The 17,061-nt window shown below is 69.3% G+C and carries 15 protein-coding genes and 1 pseudogene; 5 read left to right on the forward strand and 11 right to left on the reverse strand.

Annotated elements, in window-relative coordinates; translation table 11 throughout:
- Positions 1 to 68 precede the first annotated feature (68 nt).
- Together BLT23_RS34720 and BLT23_RS34725 are read left to right on the forward strand one after the other, a co-directional pair.
- On the forward strand, positions 69 to 1,292 hold the full coding sequence (locus tag BLT23_RS34720) for a hypothetical protein (protein ID WP_245744502.1): 1,224 nt from the start codon (positions 69 to 71) through the stop codon (positions 1,290 to 1,292).
- Positions 1,292 to 1,852: a nitroreductase family protein gene (locus tag BLT23_RS34725; RefSeq protein WP_090057971.1), complete on the forward strand. Its 561-nt coding sequence runs from the start codon at positions 1,292 to 1,294 to the stop codon at positions 1,850 to 1,852. The genes BLT23_RS34720 and BLT23_RS34725 overlap by 1 nt, the downstream gene beginning before the upstream one ends.
- Here BLT23_RS34725 and BLT23_RS34730 read toward each other — a convergent pair.
- On the reverse strand, positions 1,838 to 2,338 hold the full coding sequence (locus BLT23_RS34730; protein ID WP_090057975.1) for an NUDIX domain-containing protein: 501 nt from the start codon (positions 2,336 to 2,338) through the stop codon (positions 1,838 to 1,840). The two genes, BLT23_RS34725 and BLT23_RS34730, sit on opposite strands and share 15 nt — an antisense overlap.
- A gap of 156 nt (positions 2,339 to 2,494) precedes the next feature.
- Positions 2,495 to 2,791, reverse strand: a complete 297-nt coding sequence (locus tag BLT23_RS34735) for a hypothetical protein (RefSeq protein WP_090057978.1) — start codon at positions 2,789 to 2,791, stop codon at positions 2,495 to 2,497.
- 370 nt (positions 2,792 to 3,161) lie between these two features.
- Here BLT23_RS34735 and leuA point away from each other — a divergent pair, with 370 nt between their 5' ends.
- Positions 3,162 to 4,952, forward strand: coding sequence for a 2-isopropylmalate synthase (gene leuA / locus BLT23_RS34740; protein ID WP_090057994.1), 1,791 nt, complete (start codon positions 3,162 to 3,164; stop codon positions 4,950 to 4,952).
- A 109-nt stretch (positions 4,953 to 5,061) separates the two neighbouring features.
- Positions 5,062 to 5,481: pseudogene (locus BLT23_RS34745) on the forward strand (DedA family protein); the annotation flags it as partial.
- 20 nt (positions 5,482 to 5,501) lie between these two features.
- On the opposite strand, the gene BLT23_RS34750 reads toward BLT23_RS34745, so the two are convergent.
- From BLT23_RS34750 to BLT23_RS34775, 6 genes are all read right to left on the reverse strand, one after another.
- A complete protein-coding gene (locus BLT23_RS34750; protein WP_245744503.1) occupies positions 5,502 to 6,083 on the reverse strand; it encodes a TetR/AcrR family transcriptional regulator in 582 nt (193 codons plus the stop codon).
- Positions 6,084 to 6,241: 158 nt separating this feature from the next.
- The gene (locus BLT23_RS34755) at positions 6,242 to 7,345 is read right to left on the reverse strand and encodes an ABC transporter ATP-binding protein (RefSeq protein WP_090058000.1); all 1,104 of its coding nucleotides are present in this window, start codon (positions 7,343 to 7,345) and stop codon (positions 6,242 to 6,244) included.
- Positions 7,342 to 8,340: an ABC transporter ATP-binding protein gene (locus BLT23_RS34760; protein WP_090058003.1), complete on the reverse strand. Its 999-nt coding sequence runs from the start codon at positions 8,338 to 8,340 to the stop codon at positions 7,342 to 7,344. Before BLT23_RS34760 ends, BLT23_RS34755 begins: the two co-directional genes overlap by 4 nt.
- A 6-nt stretch (positions 8,341 to 8,346) precedes the next feature.
- Positions 8,347 to 9,264, reverse strand: a complete 918-nt coding sequence (locus tag BLT23_RS34765; protein ID WP_176947063.1) for an ABC transporter permease — start codon at positions 9,262 to 9,264, stop codon at positions 8,347 to 8,349.
- A 5-nt stretch (positions 9,265 to 9,269) separates the two neighbouring features.
- Positions 9,270 to 10,274, reverse strand: a complete 1,005-nt coding sequence (locus BLT23_RS34770; protein WP_090058008.1) for an ABC transporter permease — start codon at positions 10,272 to 10,274, stop codon at positions 9,270 to 9,272.
- Positions 10,275 to 10,317: 43 nt separating this feature from the next.
- Positions 10,318 to 11,997: an ABC transporter substrate-binding protein gene (locus BLT23_RS34775; RefSeq protein WP_090058011.1), complete on the reverse strand. Its 1,680-nt coding sequence runs from the start codon at positions 11,995 to 11,997 to the stop codon at positions 10,318 to 10,320.
- 216 nt (positions 11,998 to 12,213) lie between these two features.
- Here BLT23_RS34775 and BLT23_RS34780 point away from each other — a divergent pair, with 216 nt between their 5' ends.
- Entirely contained in the window at positions 12,214 to 15,492 is a 3,279-nt protein-coding gene (locus BLT23_RS34780) for an AfsR/SARP family transcriptional regulator (RefSeq protein WP_090058013.1), read from the forward strand.
- Here the strand turns inward: BLT23_RS34780 and BLT23_RS34785 are convergent.
- From BLT23_RS34785 to BLT23_RS34795, 3 genes are read right to left on the reverse strand one after another with little or no spacing between them, the layout of a single operon-like run.
- Positions 15,471 to 15,944 (reverse strand): uridine kinase family protein, encoded by a 474-nt coding sequence (locus BLT23_RS34785; protein WP_245744504.1) that lies wholly within the window; start codon positions 15,942 to 15,944, stop codon positions 15,471 to 15,473. The genes BLT23_RS34780 and BLT23_RS34785 overlap by 22 nt on opposite strands.
- Positions 15,945 to 15,985: 41 nt before the next feature.
- Positions 15,986 to 16,594 (reverse strand): recombination mediator RecR, encoded by a 609-nt coding sequence (recR, locus tag BLT23_RS34790; protein ID WP_090058015.1) that lies wholly within the window; start codon positions 16,592 to 16,594, stop codon positions 15,986 to 15,988.
- A gap of 15 nt (positions 16,595 to 16,609) precedes the next feature.
- Entirely contained in the window at positions 16,610 to 16,912 is a 303-nt protein-coding gene (locus tag BLT23_RS34795) for a YbaB/EbfC family nucleoid-associated protein (protein ID WP_090058219.1), read from the reverse strand.
- Between the last annotated feature and the right edge of the window lie 149 nt (positions 16,913 to 17,061).

A 17,061-nucleotide genomic window follows, 5' to 3' on the forward strand; every position in this document is an offset into this window, starting at 1 on the left:
GCTGGCAGCCTACCCGGACCACCTGGTGAGAACCTGGAGCCCGTGACGCGCGTGACTACTCTGTCCGGGTGTCGACGAGCACCGATGTCGTGGAGGCCCCAGCAGCCGTGCCTGCCAGCAGTGCGCGCTCGCGGATGGCCGAGGCGCTCAGACACCCGGTCGCCCTGTGGACCGCTCCCGCGCTGGTCTACCTGGCCGTGCGCCAGATCGGTTTGTTCGTCCTCCAACTGGTCGTCGAGTACCAGAACAAGACGACCGGCAGGGCCGACACGTCCGTCGACAACCTGAAGTCGTGGGACGGCGAGTGGTTCCTCGGCATCGCCGAGGGCGGCTACGACGGCGTGCCGATGCGCCTGACCGACGCCGCGGGTCAGCGGACCGACGAGACCCCGCTCGCGTTCTTCCCCGGCTACCCCGCCCTGGTCAGGTGGATCGGCGGCCTGCCGGGCGTGGACGTGGTGGGCGCGGCGTTCGCGGTCAGCATCATCAGCGGCCTGCTCTGCGCGTACGGGCTGTTCGTGCTCGGCCGCGTGGTGCGCGACGGCTCGGTCGCGTCCGGCCTGGTCCTGGTGACGCTGTTCGCCGCCTCGCCGATGGCCGTCGTGCTGTCGATGACGTACTCGGAGGCGACGTTCTGCGCGTTCGCCGCCTGGTCGCTGGTCGGCGTCGTGCGGAAGCGCTGGCTGCTCGCGGGGGTGTGCTGTGCGGCGGCGGGCTTGGTCCGTCCGACGGCGGCGGCCCTGGTCGTGGCCGTCGGCCTGGCCGCGCTGGTCGCGGTGATCGCCGACCGCGGCGACTGGCGCGCGTGGGCGGGTGGCCTCGTCGCCCCGCTGGGCCTGCTCGGCTACCTCGGCTGGGTCGCGGCCCGCACCGGCGACCTCACGGGCTGGTTCGGCGTGCAGCAGCGCGGCTGGGGCTCGAAGTTCGACGGCGGCGTCGCCACCTGGGACTTCGCGATGGGCCACCTCGCCAACCCGCGCTCGGTGCTGGAGACCGGCACGGTGTGGCTGCTGGTCCTCGCGATCGTGCTCGTCTTCTACGCCTTCCAGCGCCGCCTGGAGTGGCCGCTGATCGCCTACGGCATCGGCGTGCTGGTCATGGACCTGGGCTCGAACGGCCTGATGAACTCGAAGGCCCGCCTGCTGCTCCCGGCGTTCACGCTGCTCGTCCCGCTGGCCCTGGTCCTGGCCCGCCGCCGGCTGTCCACCGTGCTGACCGTCCTCGGCGTGGCGACCCTGTTCAGCGCCTGGTTCGGCGCCTACTCCCTCGCCGTTTGGCAGTATGCGATCTGATGAACGAGCTGATCACCAAACGCCGCAGCCCCCGCGCGTTCGCCGCCGACGCCACGATCTCCGACGACGACCTGCGCACCCTCATGGAAGCCGCCCGCTGGGCCCCGTCCCACGGCAACACCCAGCCGTCCCGCTTCATCGTGGGCAAACGCGGCACGCCGACGTTCGACACCATCTTCGAGACGCTGACCAGGGGCAACCGCAACTGGGCCTTCCGCGCCTCCGCCCTGTTGATCGGCTGCGTCGTCACCACCGACGACAGCGGCGAGATCCCGAACATCGAGTTCGGCCTGGGCCTCGCGATGCAGAACATCGCCCTCCAGGCCGTCGACCTGGGCCTGATCACCCACATGATGGCGGGCTTCGACCCCGAAGCGGCCCACACCGCCTTCGCCATGCCCGCGAACGTCCGCCCGCTGGTCGCCATGGCCATCGGCACGCAGGGCGCCCCGGAAGACCTCCCCGAGGATCTCCAGGCCCGTGAACAGCGCGAACGCACCCGTCACCCGCTGTCGGAGACGGTCTTCACCGGCTCCTGGGGCCAGTCACAGTTCAGTTGAGAAGTACTTCGTGGCGACGTCGTTGTGCAACGGGAACGCCAACGGCTCGCACTCGAAGATGATCTTCCGTTCGGACGCCTCGTCGTTGGGCACGAACGGCGGCATGTCGTCGGCGTTGATCGCGGGGGCGGTGGCGAACAACAACACCGTCCCCCCGTCCGGCGTCGACACGAAGTGCAACGGCCGCAGCTCACCGGGGTCGATCCGCACATAGGCTTCTTCTTCGAGCTCGCGAGCAGCACTCTCCTGCCACGACTCCCCGCGGTCCATGAACCCGCTGACGAACGCCAGCTGCCCCACAGGCGGAATCGCCCGCCGAACGGTGAGCAGCCCGGTCCGAGGCCCGTCCTTGACAGGCACCAGCACCACGACGACCGGCACGGGGTTGGCCCACACCATGTGCCCGCAGCCGTCGCACGAGCGGGGGTATCCAGCCGTGTCGGCGTACCGAGCACCGCAGCTGCAGCAAAAGTCGTCACGCGCCATGCACTCGAACTTAGTTGAGCGACCTAACGCGCTTAAGGACGTTCGCTCGAACGCCAGCCGAACACGAGATCGACCCCGCCGGCACCGAGCCCGCCACAGCGACGGGCCCACCACCAACGGGGCCGACCATCCTCAGGAGCACAAGACCGCACGAGCTCAGTAACGCGAGACCGCACGAGCGAGGATTCCGGTCACGACCAGCCAGAACACAGCGGCCAGACCGTAGTTGAGGAAGACGTCGAGGTTGTAGTTCCCCGTCTGGAACAGCCCGGGGAAGAACAGGGCAAGGGGATCGGCGAGAGACTTGATGAAACCGAAGAACGAGTTCGCCGTGTTCGCACCGAGCACGACCATCAAGATGTACAAGATCTCGATGAATGCGAAAAGGACGCCGATGCCGCTGATCACGCGGGAAGCCGTGCCGCGGCCACTGGTCGTACGTAATCTGGACATGTATGAACTTTTCCCAGGTTCAGCCCCCACAAAACTTGCAAGTTGACCAGCTTCCGGCATTCACCCCGATGCCGAAGGGATCTCGCAGAACGTGAGCGGCCACGCGGTGGGGCCCCGGATCAGCCCGCCACCCGCAGCTGATCACAAAAAACCCTCTGACCAGACGAAACCCCCACCCCGACCCACCCCCGAATCCCACGATCCGGTCCCCGAGTTCCATCCCCACCCCACCAGGGCTACGCTGTCCCCCGTGTGGCGTTCCCTCCTGCTTCGCTGCCGTGACGGGGTCTGATCAGACCGGCCCCCCGTCGCGGGACTCAGCGTTGCCGCCGGTCGTCCATCAACGACCCGCACCCGGAGCACCCAGATCATGACCTCGCAGGACGCCTACACCTCCGGCACCAGCCGCATCCGCAAGCCTGCCCGTTCGGCCCCCGCCTCCCAGCCGAGCTGGAACGCGCAGCTGGGCAGCAGCATGCCGTTCCACCGCTACCGCCCGTTCCACGAGGTCGTCGAGGTGGTCGACGTACCCGACCGCACCTGGCCCGCGAAGCGCATCGAGAAGGCGCCGCTGTGGTGCGCGGTGGACCTGCGTGACGGCAACCAGGCGCTGATCGACCCGATGTCACCCGCGCGCAAGCGCAAGATGTTCGACCTGCTGGTCAGGATGGGCTTCAAGGAGATCGAGGTCGGGTTCCCGGCCGCGTCGCAGACGGACTTCGACTTCGTCCGCGAGATCATCGAGGACGGCGCGATCCCGGACGACGTCACGATCCAGGTGCTGACGCAGTGCCGGGAGGAGCTGATCTCCCGGACGTTCGAGTCGCTGCGCGGCGTTCACCGGGCGATCGTGCACTTCTACAACTCGACGTCCATCCTGCAGCGGCGGGTGGTGTTCCGCGCCGACCGCGACGGCATCAAGAAGATCGCCACGGATGCCGCGAAGTTCGCGAAGCAGCTGGAGCGGGAGTACCCGGAGACGGACTTCCGCTACGAGTACTCCCCCGAGTCCTACACCGGCACCGAGCTGTCCTACGCGCTGGAGGTCTGCAACGCGGTCACGGACGTCATCCAGCCGACGCCGGAGAAGCCGCTGATCATCAACCTGCCGGCGACGGTGGAGATGGCGACGCCGAACGTCTACGCCGACTCGATCGAGTGGATGTCGCGCAACCTGGCGCAGCGCGAGTCGATCATCCTGAGCCTGCACCCGCACAACGACAGGGGCACCGGCGTGGCGGCGGCCGAGCTGGGCTACCTGGCCGGTGCCGACCGCATCGAGGGCTGCCTGTTCGGCAACGGCGAGCGCACCGGCAACGTGTGCCTGGTGACGCTGGCGATGAACATGTTCAGCCAGGGCATCGACCCGCAGATCGACTTCAGCGACATCGACGAGGTGCGCCGCACCGTCGAGTACTGCAACCAGCTGCCGGTGCCCGAGCGCCACCCGTACGGCGGTGACCTGGTCTTCACGGCGTTCTCAGGCAGTCACCAGGACGCCATCAAGAAGGGCTTCGAGGCGCTGGAGGCGGACGCCAAGGACGCCGGGCAGCACGTGGACGACTTCCAGTGGGAGGTCCCGTACCTGCCGATCGACCCGAAGGACGTGGGCCGCAACTACGAGGCCGTCATCCGGGTCAACTCGCAGTCCGGCAAGGGCGGCGTGGCGTACCTGATGAAGCAGGAGCACCACCTGGACCTGCCGCGGCGCCTGCAGATCGAGTTCTCGCGGGTGATCCAGGAGGTCACCGACACGCAGGGCGGCGAGATCGGCCCGAAGGAGATGTGGGACGCCTTCGCCGAGGAGTACCTGCACGGCCGGGTGCCGATGTACCTGCTCAAGCACCGCGCGTCCTCCGACGGCGACGGCCGCGAGGAGATCACCGCGACGCTGCTGGTCGACGGTGAGCAGCAGGAGATCACGGGTACCGGCAACGGCCCGATCGCCGCGTTCGTCGACGCGCTCGCGTCCATCGGCTACGACGTGCGGGTGCTGGACTACGCCGAGCACGCGCTGTCGGCCGGTGACGACGCCCGCGCCGCCGCCTACGTCGAGTGCGCGGTGGGCGACCGGGTGCTGTGGGGTGTCGGCATCGACAGCTCCACGGTCGCCGCGTCGTTCCGCGCGATCGTCTCCGCGGTCAACCGGGCGAACCGCTGACCTGGGGATGTGGCGTCCGTCCAGACCGGACGGACGTCACATCCTGTGGGCGGGCTGAAGAAACGCGCCGATCGGGATTGTTTTCGCCGGTCAGGAGCGTTGACCGAGCATGAGCACCGCCGCGAGCCTCGTCGTGCTTTTCCTGGTGGCCGTCGTGCCGCTGGCACCGACGGAGGTGGTGCTCATCGGTGCGGGTGTCCTGGCTGCGGCCGGTGAGGTGCCGCTCTACCTGGTGGTGCTGATCGCCGCGGCCGGCTGCCTGGCCAGCGACCTGATCAACTTCAGCGCGGGCCGCAGGCTCGGCATGAAGGCGCTCGCCAAGGTCAACCGCAACGCCAAGGCGCGGGCGATGGTGGTGTGGACGGCCGACCAGCTGGCGTCCAGGGGCGAGACGATCCTCATCGCGGCGCGGTTCCTGCCCGCGGGCGGCATCGTCGGCGCGTTGCTGACCGGTGCGCTCAAGTGGCCGCTGCGCCGGTTCGTCCCGGTCGCCGCCGTGGGTTCGGCGCTGTGGAGCCTCTATCCCGCCACCGTCGGGTACATCGGTGGTCAGCTCGTCGAGGAGACGTGGCTCGCGATGCTGTTGTCGTTCGGCGTGGCGACGGCCATCTCCGCCCCGATCGGCATGGCGATCCGTGCGCGCAACGCCAACCGCACCCTCTCGTACGCCGAGTCGTCGTCGTAGAGGACGGCGTACCGGTCGGCGGCGGCCAGCAGTGCGTCCACTTCGAACGCCAGCTGCGCGTCACCGCACAGCCGTTCCAGCAACGAGATCCAGCGCAGGTTGAAGAGCATCAACGCGTCGCGCACCCGGCCGGGACGGGCGGCGAACTCGGAGCGCGTGACGACGAAGAAGCAGCCGCCGGGGAACACGCGGCGCTTCGAGTAGTCGAGCCACCGCTCGCTCAGGTCCAGCACGGACCCGCCGGCGACGACGACCTCGCGCGCGAAGATGTCCGCGGCCGTGTGCACCGCCGAGAGCTGCAGCTCTTCCTTGGCGCCGAAGTGCGAGAACACCCCGCTCTTGCTCATGCCGAGCTCGACGGCGAGCCGTCCGATCGTGACTCCTTCGAGCCCGTCGACGGACGCGATCTCCGCGGCTCGGAGGAGGATCGACCCACGACTGTCCACGTCGGCAACGACATCACCGCCCGCTAGAGACAGCCTCGCCGTTCACCCGAACCAGCGACACTTCCCCGCCGCTCAAACGCCACGCGGGGGCCCTTCGTACTAAGTGACAGTACGAAGGGCCCCCGCGTGGCGTTGGGAAACGTGGAGGGTGGATTGGGTTAGCCGAGGGCCTCGGTTACCGAGGCCGGTCCCACCAGGGGGACGTCGGGTGACAGGCCGTCGCCCTCCTCGACCAGCTCGGGCTTCACCGCGTGCGGCTGGAGCTCGCCGGAGCGGATCTGCTCCGCCCAGTGGCACGCCACCTTGTGGCCGGGCTTGAGCTCGCGCAGCGCCGGGCGTTCGGTGTCGCACTTCGTCTCCTGCCGCCACGGGCACCGGGTGTGGAACCGGCAGCCGCTCGGCGGGTTCGCGGGCGACGGCAGGTCGCCCGCGAGCAGGATGCGCTCGCGCCGGTCCTCGACCTCGGGGTCGGGCACCGGGATGGCCGACAGTAGCGCCCGCGTGTACGGGTGCAGCGGCTCCTCGTAGAGGTCGTCCGCGGTGGCCTCCTCGACGATCCCGCCGAGGTACATCACGCCGACCCGGTCGGAGATGTGCTTCACGACCGCGAGGTCGTGGGCGATCACCAGGTAGGTGAGGCCGAACTGCTCCTGAAGGTCCTCCAGCAGGTTCACGACCTGGGCCTGGACCGACACGTCGAGCGCGGACACCGGCTCGTCGGCGACGATCAGGTCCGGGTTGAGCGCCAGGGCACGGGCGATGCCGATGCGCTGCCGCTGACCGCCGGAGAACTCGTGCGGGTACTTGCGCAGCGCCGACGTCGGCAGGCCCACGGCGGAGAGCAGCTCGCGCAGGCGCTTGTCGGTCTCCTCCTTGCCCTTGTCGAGGTCGTGCGCGCGCAGGCCCTCGACGAGGATCGACTCGACGGACTGCCGCGGGTCGAGCGAGGACAGCGGGTCCTGGAACACCATCTGGATCCGGCGCCGCATCTTGCGCAGCTCCTCGCCCCGCAGGGACGAGAAGTCCTGCCCGTCGAAGACCATCTTGCCGTCGGTCGGCTCGTTGAGCCGCAGCATCGCCCGCCCGAGGGTGGACTTGCCGCAGCCGGACTCGCCGACGAGGCCGTAGGTCTCGCCGCGCTTGATCTCCAGGTCTACGCCGTCGACGGCGTAGACGTAGCCGACGGTCTTGTCGAAGAACACGCCCCGCTTGATCGGGAAGTGCACCTTCATGTCCTGGACCGAGACCAGGGTCTCGCTCATACCGACACCTCCTCGGCGGCGGGAGTTCCCGGCACCACCGGGTTGTGGCAGCGGAGCAGGCGGCCGAGCTGCGCTTCTTCGGCGGGCGTCTCCCGCGTGCAGACGTCCAGCGCGTTGGGGCAGCGCGGAGCGAACGCGCAGCCCTGCGACCACGGGATGTTGTCCGCGACGGAGCCCTTGATCGGCGTCAGCTTCTCGCCGCGCGGGGCGTCGAGCCGCGGGATGGACGCGAGCAGGCCGTGCGTGTACGGGTGGCGCGGCTCGGCGAAGAGCTTGTGCCGCATGGCCTTCTCGACGACCTTGCCGCCGTACAGCACGTTGACCTCGTCGCACAGGCCCGCGACGACACCCAGGTCGTGGGTGATCATCACGAGCGCGGTGCCGAGGTCGTGCACCAGTTCCTTCATCAGCGTGAGGATCTGGGCCTGGATGGTCACGTCCAGAGCGGTCGTCGGCTCGTCCGCGATCAGCAGCTTCGGCCGGCAGGCCAGCGCGATCGCGATGAGCGCGCGCTGCCGCATGCCGCCGGAGAGCTGGTGCGGGTACTCCTTGAGCCGCCGGTTCGGGTCGGGGATGCCGACCTTGTCCAGCAACGTCTTCGCCTCGACCATGGCCTCCTTGCGGGCCATGCCGCGGTGCCGTTCGAGCACCTCGGTGACCTGGAGACCGATCGGGACGACGGGGTTGAGCGAGGACAGCGGGTCCTGGAAGACCATGCCGAGGTCGCGGCCGCGGCGGTCGCGCATCTCCTTGTCCGACAGCTTCAGCAGGTCGGTGCCGTCGTAGGAGACGCTGCCGGTGATCGTGACGCCGCGCTTGGGCAGCAGACCCATGATCGCCAACGATGTCACCGACTTGCCGCAGCCGGACTCGCCGACGAGACCGACGGTCTGGCCGGGCTCGACGTCGAAGCTGACGCCGTCGACGGCGCGGAACGGCTCCTCGCCCTTGCGCTGGAACACGACGGAGAGGTCACGTACTTCGAGCAGTGCCACGACGACTCACCGCCTGTTCTTCGGGTCGAGGGCCTCGCGCAGGGTCTCGCCCATGAGCGTGAAACCGAGAGCGACGATGATGATGCAGATCGCGGGCCACGCGGCGAGGTGCGGGTGGGTGTCGAACACCTTCTGCACGTCACCGAGCATCTGACCCCACTCCGGCGTCCGGTCGTCCGGGTTGCCGAGGCCGAGGAACGACAGCGCCGCCGCCTCGATGATCGCGGTGGCCAGCACCAGCGTCGACTGGACGATCACCGGGCCGAGCGAGTTCGGCAGCATGTGCCGGAACACGATCGCGCCCTTCTTCACGCCGAGCGCGGTCGCCGCCAGCACGTGGTCGCTGTGCCGCTGCGCGAGCATCGAACCGCGCAGGAGGCGTGCGAACACCGGGATCTGCACGATCGAGACCGCGAGGATCACCGTGAACTGGCTGGGCCGCGAGAACATCGCGGCGATCGAGAACGCGAGCAGCAGCGACGGCAGCGAGAGCATGACGTCGACGACGCGCATGACCAGCGAGTCGACCCAGCCGCCGAGGGCGCCCGCGAGCGTGCCGAGGATCAGGCCGCCGGTGAGGCCGAACAGCGTGGCGACGACACCGACGATGAGCGTCTGCTGCGAGCCGACCAGCACACGCGACAGGAAGTCGCGGCCCTGGAGGTCACCACCGAGCGGGTGCCCCGGCTGCGACGGCGGGATCTCGTTGCGCGCCTTGACGACCTGGTCGATCAGCATCGGGTCGGCCGGGTTGTGCGGCGCGAGCCACGGCGCGAGCAGCGAGACCAGGATGAACAGGCCGATGATCACCGCGCCGGTGAGGAACACCGGGCTGCGGCGCAACCGCTTCCACGCGCTCGCGGCGAGCGAGACGCCGGCGGTCGCGTCGATCTTCTCCTTCTTCGCGGAAAGTCCGAGAACCACGTCGCTCACCTCGTCCTGATGCGCGGGTCGATGAGCGCGTACGACAGGTCGACCAGCAGGTTGACCACGACGTAGACGATGGTGGCCATGATGATCAGCAACAGCAGCACCGGGTAGTCGCGCCGTTCGAACCCGATGGCGAGCGCCTCGCCGACCCCGGAGAACGAGAACACCTTCTCGGTGAGCACCGCGCCGGAGAGCAACGCGCCCGTCTGCAGGCCGATCGTCGTGACGACCGGCAGCATGGCGTTGCGCAGCACGTGCCGGCGGCGGATCACCGGTGCGGTGAGGCCCTTCGACTCGGCGGTGCGCACGAAGTCCTCGTCGAGCACGTCGAGGACGGCCGCGCGGGTGATCCGGAAGATCACCGCGAACGGGATCGTGGCCAGCGCGATCGCGGGCAGGATCAGGTGTTCCAGCGCGTTCAGGGTCGCGTCCCACTCGCCGGTGATCATGCCGTCGAGGGTGAAGAACCCGGTGACGCGGGTGGCGTCGATGGCGTCCTGACGGCCGCTGGACGGCAGGCCGAGCGCGGACGACGCCACGCCCTTGAGCACGTAGGCCAGGAAGAACACCGGCACGGCGACGCCGATGAGCGAGCCGACGACGCTGACGTTGTCGAACCAGCTGCCGCGGCGCTTGGCCGCGATGTACCCGAGCGGCACGCCGACCAGGATCGCGATGAGGATCGCGAAGAAGCTCAGCTCGAGCGTGGCGGGGAACCGCTGGAGGAAGATCTCGAGCGCCGAGTCACCGGGCTGGACACCGGTCGAGACGCCGAAGTCCCCGGTCGCGGCACGACCGAGGAACTTGAAGTACTGGACGAAGATCGGCTGGTCGAGGCCGAGCTGCTTGGTGAGGGCTTCTCGCGACTCCGGCGTAGCGCGCTCTCCCAGGAGGGCCGAGACCGGCCCTCCTGGGAGTACGCGCAACCACGCGAAGAGCAGCAGCGAGAGCACCAGCACCACGCCGACCAGCTGGATCAGCCGTCGAATGGTGTAGCGGAGCACTGTGAGCTACCCCGTTGTTCTCTTGTGGTGGGAGCTAGTCCGCTCAGCCCTTGGAGGCCGAACCGAACTTCTCGTCGGTCAACGGGCTGGGAACGACACCCTTGATGTCCGACTTCAACACCAGAGCGGGCGGGGAGTGCGAGATCGGGATCGCGGGGAGGTACTCCTCCATGATCTTCTTGTTGATCTCTTCGTACAGCTTGGTGCGCTCGGACTCGTTCGGCTCGGAGTTGGCCTTGGCCAGGTCCGCGGCGAGCGTGGCGCCCCACGGCGACACACCGGTGTTGAAGCGGTTGTCGGTGCGGCCGAAGAACGTGCCGACCCAGTTGTGCGCGGTGCCGTTGTCGCCGGTCCAGCCGAGCAGGAAGATGTCCGAGATGCCGTTGTCGACGTCGGTGAGGTAACCGCCGTTCCACGGCTTGGTGACGACGTCGAGCTTGATGCCCGCCTTCTCCAGGTCACCCGCGATGGCGCCCCACAGGTCCTTCGGGGACGGCATGTACGGACGCGTGACCTCGGACGGCCAGTACGCCTTCAGGGTCAGGTCGGTGGCGCCGGCCTCGGCCAGCAGCGACTTCGCCTTCTCCGGGTCGTACTTCACCTCGGTGATCGACTTGTTGTAGCCGTTCACGGTGTCCGGCATGAACTGCGTCGCGACCTTGGCGCCCTCGGGCAGCTGCGACTTGACGAGCTGCTCGCGGTTGATCGCGTACTGGAGGGCCTGGCGGACCTTCAGGTCGGCGAGCTTCGGGTTGTTCTTCTGGTTGATGCCCAGGTAGAACACGTTGAACGCCGGGCGGATCGCCACGTTGAAGCCGTCGGACTTGAGGCTCGCCCAGTCGGCCGCGTTCGGCAGGTCGTACCCGTCGATGTCACCGGCCTTGAGCGCCTGCTTGCGGGCGGTCTCGTCCGGGATGATCTTGAAGACGATCTTGTCCAGGTTGGCCTTCGTGCCGTGGTAGTCGTCGTTGCGGACGAGCTCGACGGTGTTGTTGGCCTTGTCGTACTTGCTGAACTTGAACGGGCCCGTGCCGGTCGGGTGCTCCGTCGCGTAGGCCGGGTAGGTGAACGCGTCACCGGCGGCCTGCACGTTGTCCGCGTCGTACTTCTTGAGCGCCTCGGGGCTCGAGATGGAGAACGACGTGAAGCCGAGGACCGACGGGAACTGCGAGGTGACCTCGTTCAGCTCGACCACGGCGGTCTTCGGGTCCTTGGCGGTGCAGGACTTGTACAGCGAGGGCTTGTCCGGCGTGTCCTTGAACCCGCCGAAGTTGTCCAGCCAGTACTGCGAGACGGCGTCGGACTGACCCGCGCCCTTCTGGTTGTACCAGCGCTCGAAGTTGAAGCACACGGCCTCGGCGTTGAACTCCGTGCCGTCGTGGAACTTCACACCCTCCTTGAGGGTGAAGGTCCAGGTCTTGCCGTCCGTGGAGGGCTCGTAGCTCGTCGCCAGCGCCGGCTCGACCTCGGCGGTGCCCGCCTTGAAGCCGACCAGGCCCTCGAACATCTGCCGGGAGACGCGGAACGTCTCACCGTCAGTCGCGTAGAACGGGTCGAACAGCTTCGGCGCGCCCGCGGCACCGAAGGTCAGCGTGCCGCCCTGCTGGCCGCCACCGCCGGAGTCGCGCTGCGATTGCGCGCAACCTGACAGGGCCAGCGCGCTGACGCTGAGGAAGCCGATCGCGGCAACCCAACGGCGGCGTGCCGTTACTGAGTGGACCATCAAACACCCCTTGGACAATCCGCACATCTCACGGTGTGGTCGCCGACGATAACCGTTGTGGATACCCCACCCGGGGTTACTCAGGTCACGATCCGGCCACTAGACCAGGCATTCTGATACGTCCGGCGCATGTTCGCTGACCCAACGTGAGCACGGCGGATGCGTCGAACGCTCTCCTAGGCTGTAGAAACGACTGCGAAACGTGGAGGAGGTCGCATGCACAGGCAGGTCGAGTTCCGCCTCCTCGGCCCCCTCCAGGTCCTGGTCGACTCCGAGTCACTGCTGGTCCGGGCGGGACGGCAGCGCGCACTGCTCGTGTCGCTGCTGCTGCGCGTGGGCACGTCGGTGTCCGTCGACGAGCTCGCGGCGAACGTCTGGGGGGACAACCCTCCCGCCAGAGCGCGTGCGACATTGCAGACATATGTCATGCGTCTCAGACAGCTGCTGGGACCGTCCGTCCCGATCAGGACCGTCCCCGACGGCTACCTCGTCGACGTCGACGAGAAGACGATCGACCTGATGCGCTTCGAACCCCTCATCGAGCAGGGCGAACAGGAGCGCGCGGCCGGAAACCCGCAGGCGGCGTCGGCCGCGTTCGCCGCCGCGCTGGGGCTCTGGCGCGGCCCCGCGCTGGCCGACGTGCCGTCGGAGGTGCTGCACCGCGACGAGGTGCCCCGGCTCGACGAGCGCCGCCTGCACGTGCTGGAACGCCGGGTCGAGGTCGACCTCGAACTGGGCCGCCACGGCGAGCTGGTCGCGGAGCTGTCCCGCCTGACCGGCGAACACCCGCTGCGCGAGCGGTTCTGGGCGCAGCTCATGGTGGCGCTCTACCGCTCCGGCCGGCAGAGCGAGGCGCTGGCCGCCTACCAGCGCGTTTCCCGGCTCCTGGCCGACGAGCTGGGCATCGACCCCGGTGACGAGCTGCGGCGCGTCCACGGCCGGGTGCTGTCCGGGTCGATCGGCGCGGTGGCCGCGCCGTCCTCGGGACCCGCTGTCGTCACCGCGAAGCCGGAACGGGTCGTGCCGTCGCAGCTCCCGGCGGACATCCCGGACTTCGTGGGCCGCGGCGAGGCCGTGTCGCTGGTCACGGCCCTGCTGCGGACCGCGCAGGGCGTCCCCGTCGTCACCCTGGCCGGGCCTCCCGGCGTCGGCAAGACGGCGCTCGCCGTGCACGCCGCCCACCGGATGCGCGCGGACTTCCCGGACGGCCAGCTGTACGTCAACCTGCGCGGATACGCCCCCGGCCCGCCGCTGAGCGCCGTGGACGTGCTGCCGCGGTTCCTGCGCGCGCTCGGCACCGAACCCGACCAGGTGCCGCTCGACCAGGACGAGCAGGAGGCCATGTTCCGGTCCACCCTGACCGGTCAGCGCGTGCTCCTGCTGCTCGACAACGCGTCGTCCGCCGAGCAGATCCGGCCCCTGCTGCCCGGCTCACCCGGGTGCGCGGTGCTCGTGACGTCCCGGGACACGCTGCGGGGTCTGGCCGTCTCGCACGCGGCGTCGAACGTGCGCCTCGACGTCCTCGACTGGCACGAGACGCGGTCCCTGCTCGCGGGCATCCTGGGCGAGAGCGAGGTGGCGTCCCAGGAGGACGCCGCGGTCGAGCTGGCGTCGTTGTGCGCGCATCTGCCATTGGCATTGCGAATAGCCGCGGCCAACCTCGTGTCGCGTCCGGAGCTGTCCATCGCGGACTACGTGGAGGAGCTGAGGGCGGGCAACCGGCTCGCCGCGCTGGCCGTAGAAGGCGACGAACGGGTCGCGGTGCACGCGGCGTTCGACCTCTCCTACGCCGCGCTGAAACCCGAGCTGGCGCAGATGTTCCGGCTGCTGTCGCTCGTGCCCGGCGGCGACTTCACGCCGGAGGTCGCCGCCGCGCTGTCCGGACTGACCACTCAGGACGCCCGGCGCAGGCTCGACCGCCTGGCCACCGCCAACCTGATCGCGAACCACGCGCCGTCCCGCTACCAGTTCCACGACCTGCTGCGCGACTACGCGGCCGAACGGCTGTCCGTCGAGGACAGCCCGGCGGACTCGCGGCTCGCGCTGCGGCGGCTGTTCGACTGGACGGTCCGCTCCGTCGACAACGCCACGTCGGTGATGAGGTCGACGCTGTTCCGCTTCCCGCGTGCGGACCCGATGGCGGGCGTCGTGCCGCGCACGTTCAGCACCAGCACCGAGGCACGCACCTGGCTCGACAGCGAACGCGCCAACCTCGTCGCGCTCGTGGCGCACTGCGTCGAACGCGACCCGGAGAACGCGCCGTGGCGGCTCGCCGACGCGTTGCGCGGCTACTTCTACACGCAGGGCCTGACGGCGGAGTGGCGCGAGACGGCCAGAGCGGGCCTGCTCGGGGCCCGCGCCCCGCGTGACGAGGTCGGCCAGCTCGCGATGCTCTCCTCGCTCGGCACCCTCTACTGGGTGACGGGCCAGCACCGCACCGCCCTCGACCACTACCAGCAGGCCATCGCGTTGCAGGAGCACCTCGACCTGCCGGAGGCGGAGGCGGCGGTCCTGTCGAACGCGGGCAGCGTCAACATCGACCTGGGCGAGCTGGAGCAGGCCGCCGAGCACCTCGAACGCGCGCTGGTGATCACCCGCCGCATCGGCGCCTTCCAGGTCCAGGCCAACGCCTTGTTCAACCTCGGCGGCGTCTACATGCAACTCGGCCTCCTCGACCGCGCCGCGGCGACGTTCGAGGAGGCGCTGGAGGCGGGCACCCGCATCGACTCGTGGATCAGCCAGGCGAACTCGATGCGCGCCCTCGGCGAGGTGCACGCGTGGCGCGGCGACCCGGACCGCGGCGCGTCCTACTTCGCGCGGGCCAGCGAGCTGTACGAACGCGCTGCCGCCCGGAACTTCAGCCACGCCCGGCACGAGGGCATGGCGATCACGCTGATCATGCGCGGCCGGTTCGAGGAAGCCGCGGTCGAGGCCACCGCCGCGATGCGGATCGCCCACGAGATGAACAACGTCAAGAGCGTCTGCGACGCCAGGAACCTGCTCGGTCGCGCCCTGGAGGGTGCGGGCCGCTACGAGGAGGCCGTCGAGCAGTTCACGTCCGCGCTCACCATCGCGACCGAGACGGGCTACCCGTGGGGCGGGTGCTCGGCCCGCCGCGGCCTGGCGTCGGCCTACCGGGGCGTCGGCCGGTACGCCGAGGCGCTGGAGATGGCCACCTCGGCGCTGGAGGGAGCGGGCCGCTCCCGGTTCCGGCTGGTGGAGATGGAGGTGCTGCTCGTGCTCGGGCGCCTGCACCTCGACACGGACGACCCCGCCGGATCACTGGAGTGCGCCCTGCGGGCCGCGTCCGTCGGATCGGACTCCGGGCACCGGTGGGTGTTCGGGCGGGCGCTGCTGCTGGCCGGGGACGCGTGTGCGGCTCTGGGCGACGTCGACAGCGCTCGTGCGCACTGGTCGTCGGCGTTGGAGGTGTTCAGCGCGATCGGCACGCCGGAGGCTTCCGTCGTGCGGGCTCAGCTCGAAGTGACGACGTAGTCGGCTCTGGCCCTCGTCTCGTCGACCGCGAACCAGCCTCGTTCGTACTGCTGCCAGCGGATCAGGTGTGCGCGTTGGTGTTCGCCGTCTCTGGCCGTGGCGCGGTCCAGGCGGGCCTGCTCGTCTGCGTGGTCGACGAAGACGCGGTAGCTCGCGTGGACGTTCGCCTTCCTGGCTGAGGAGAACCCCTCCAGGATGATCGTCCCCTGTGGACTGATCGTGACCTCGTCGCCCTCGCCGACGCACGGGAAGCCTTGGGACCAGTCGGTTTTCCGGTACCTCGCCTCGTGGCCGTCCGCGACTCGGAGCAGGGCTCGTTCGAGCGTCGGCCACCACCTCGTCGTCGGGTCGTCCCACGTGGCGAAGTGGTCGGTGCTGATGAGCTGGGCGCCCAGCTGCTCCGCGAGAGCTCGCGCGAACGTCGACTTGCCGGCACCCGAGGGACCGTCCACCGCGACCAGGCGGGTCGCGCCCAGTCGCGGTGGGGCCGCTGTCACATGCTGCGGCGACCAGATAGCGCACGCCCCAGCGTCAGCTCGTCCGCGAACTCCAGGTCACCGCCCATCGGCAACCCGCTGGCCAGCCGCGTGACGGTCAAGCCGGGGAAGTCCCTCAGCATCCGCACCAGGTACGTGGCCGTGGCCTCGCCCTCGGTGTTGGGGTCCGTGGCGATGATGACCTCGGAGATGTCCACACCGTCGGTCGGCGTGCCGATCCGGTTGAGCAGCTGCCGGATCCGCAGCTGGTCGGGACCGACCCCGCTCAACGGGTCCAGGGCGCCACCCAGCACGTGGTAGCGCCCCTTGAACTCCCGCGTGCGCTCGATCGCCTGGACGTCCTTCGGCTCCTCGACCACGCACACCAGCGCGAGGTCCCGCTTCGGGTCGCGGCAGATGCGGCACCTCGTCTCCGCGGAGACGTTGCCGCACACGTCGCAGAAGACAACGCCCTCCTTGACCTTCTGCAACGCCTGCTGCAGCCGCTCGATGTCGGCCGGCTCGGTCGCCAGGAGGTGGAAGGCGATGCGCTGCGCGCTCTTCGGGCCTACGCCTGGGAGCCTGCCCAGCTCGTCGATCAGGTCCTGTACGGGGCCCTCGTACATCGGTCGGCCGCTCTCTCAGCCGAGCAGTCCGCCGAGGCCGCCCTGGGCCAGCGGGCCGAGCTTCTGCTCCACCAGCTGCTGCGCCTTGACGTTGGCGTCCTTGATCGCGGCGATGACGAGGTCCTGGAGGGTCTCGATGTCCTCCGGGTCCACGATCTTCGGGTCGATGGCGAGGTTGACGAGGTCGCCGCCGCCGGTGACGGTGGCCGTGACCAGGCCGTTGCCCGCGTTGCCGGTGACCTGCGTCTCGGCCAGCTGCTGCTGGGCTTCCGCCATCTGCTGCTGCATGGACTGGGCCTGCTGGAGCAGGGCCTGCATGTCGAACTGACCGGGTTGCACCGCTGGTCCTCTCGCCTTGGGGTGGGGTTGTCCGTTCAGCGTACGGGGCTGGTTTTCCGGGTGCGGGGCTCCGCCCCGGAACCCCGCCGCTGATCGAGGACCTGGGGCCACAGCGGCGGCGGGTAGAT

Origin of the sequence: Lentzea fradiae, from assembly GCF_900100955.1 — a bacterium.
GTDB classification, from domain to species: Bacteria; Actinomycetota; Actinomycetes; order Mycobacteriales; family Pseudonocardiaceae; genus Lentzea; species Lentzea fradiae.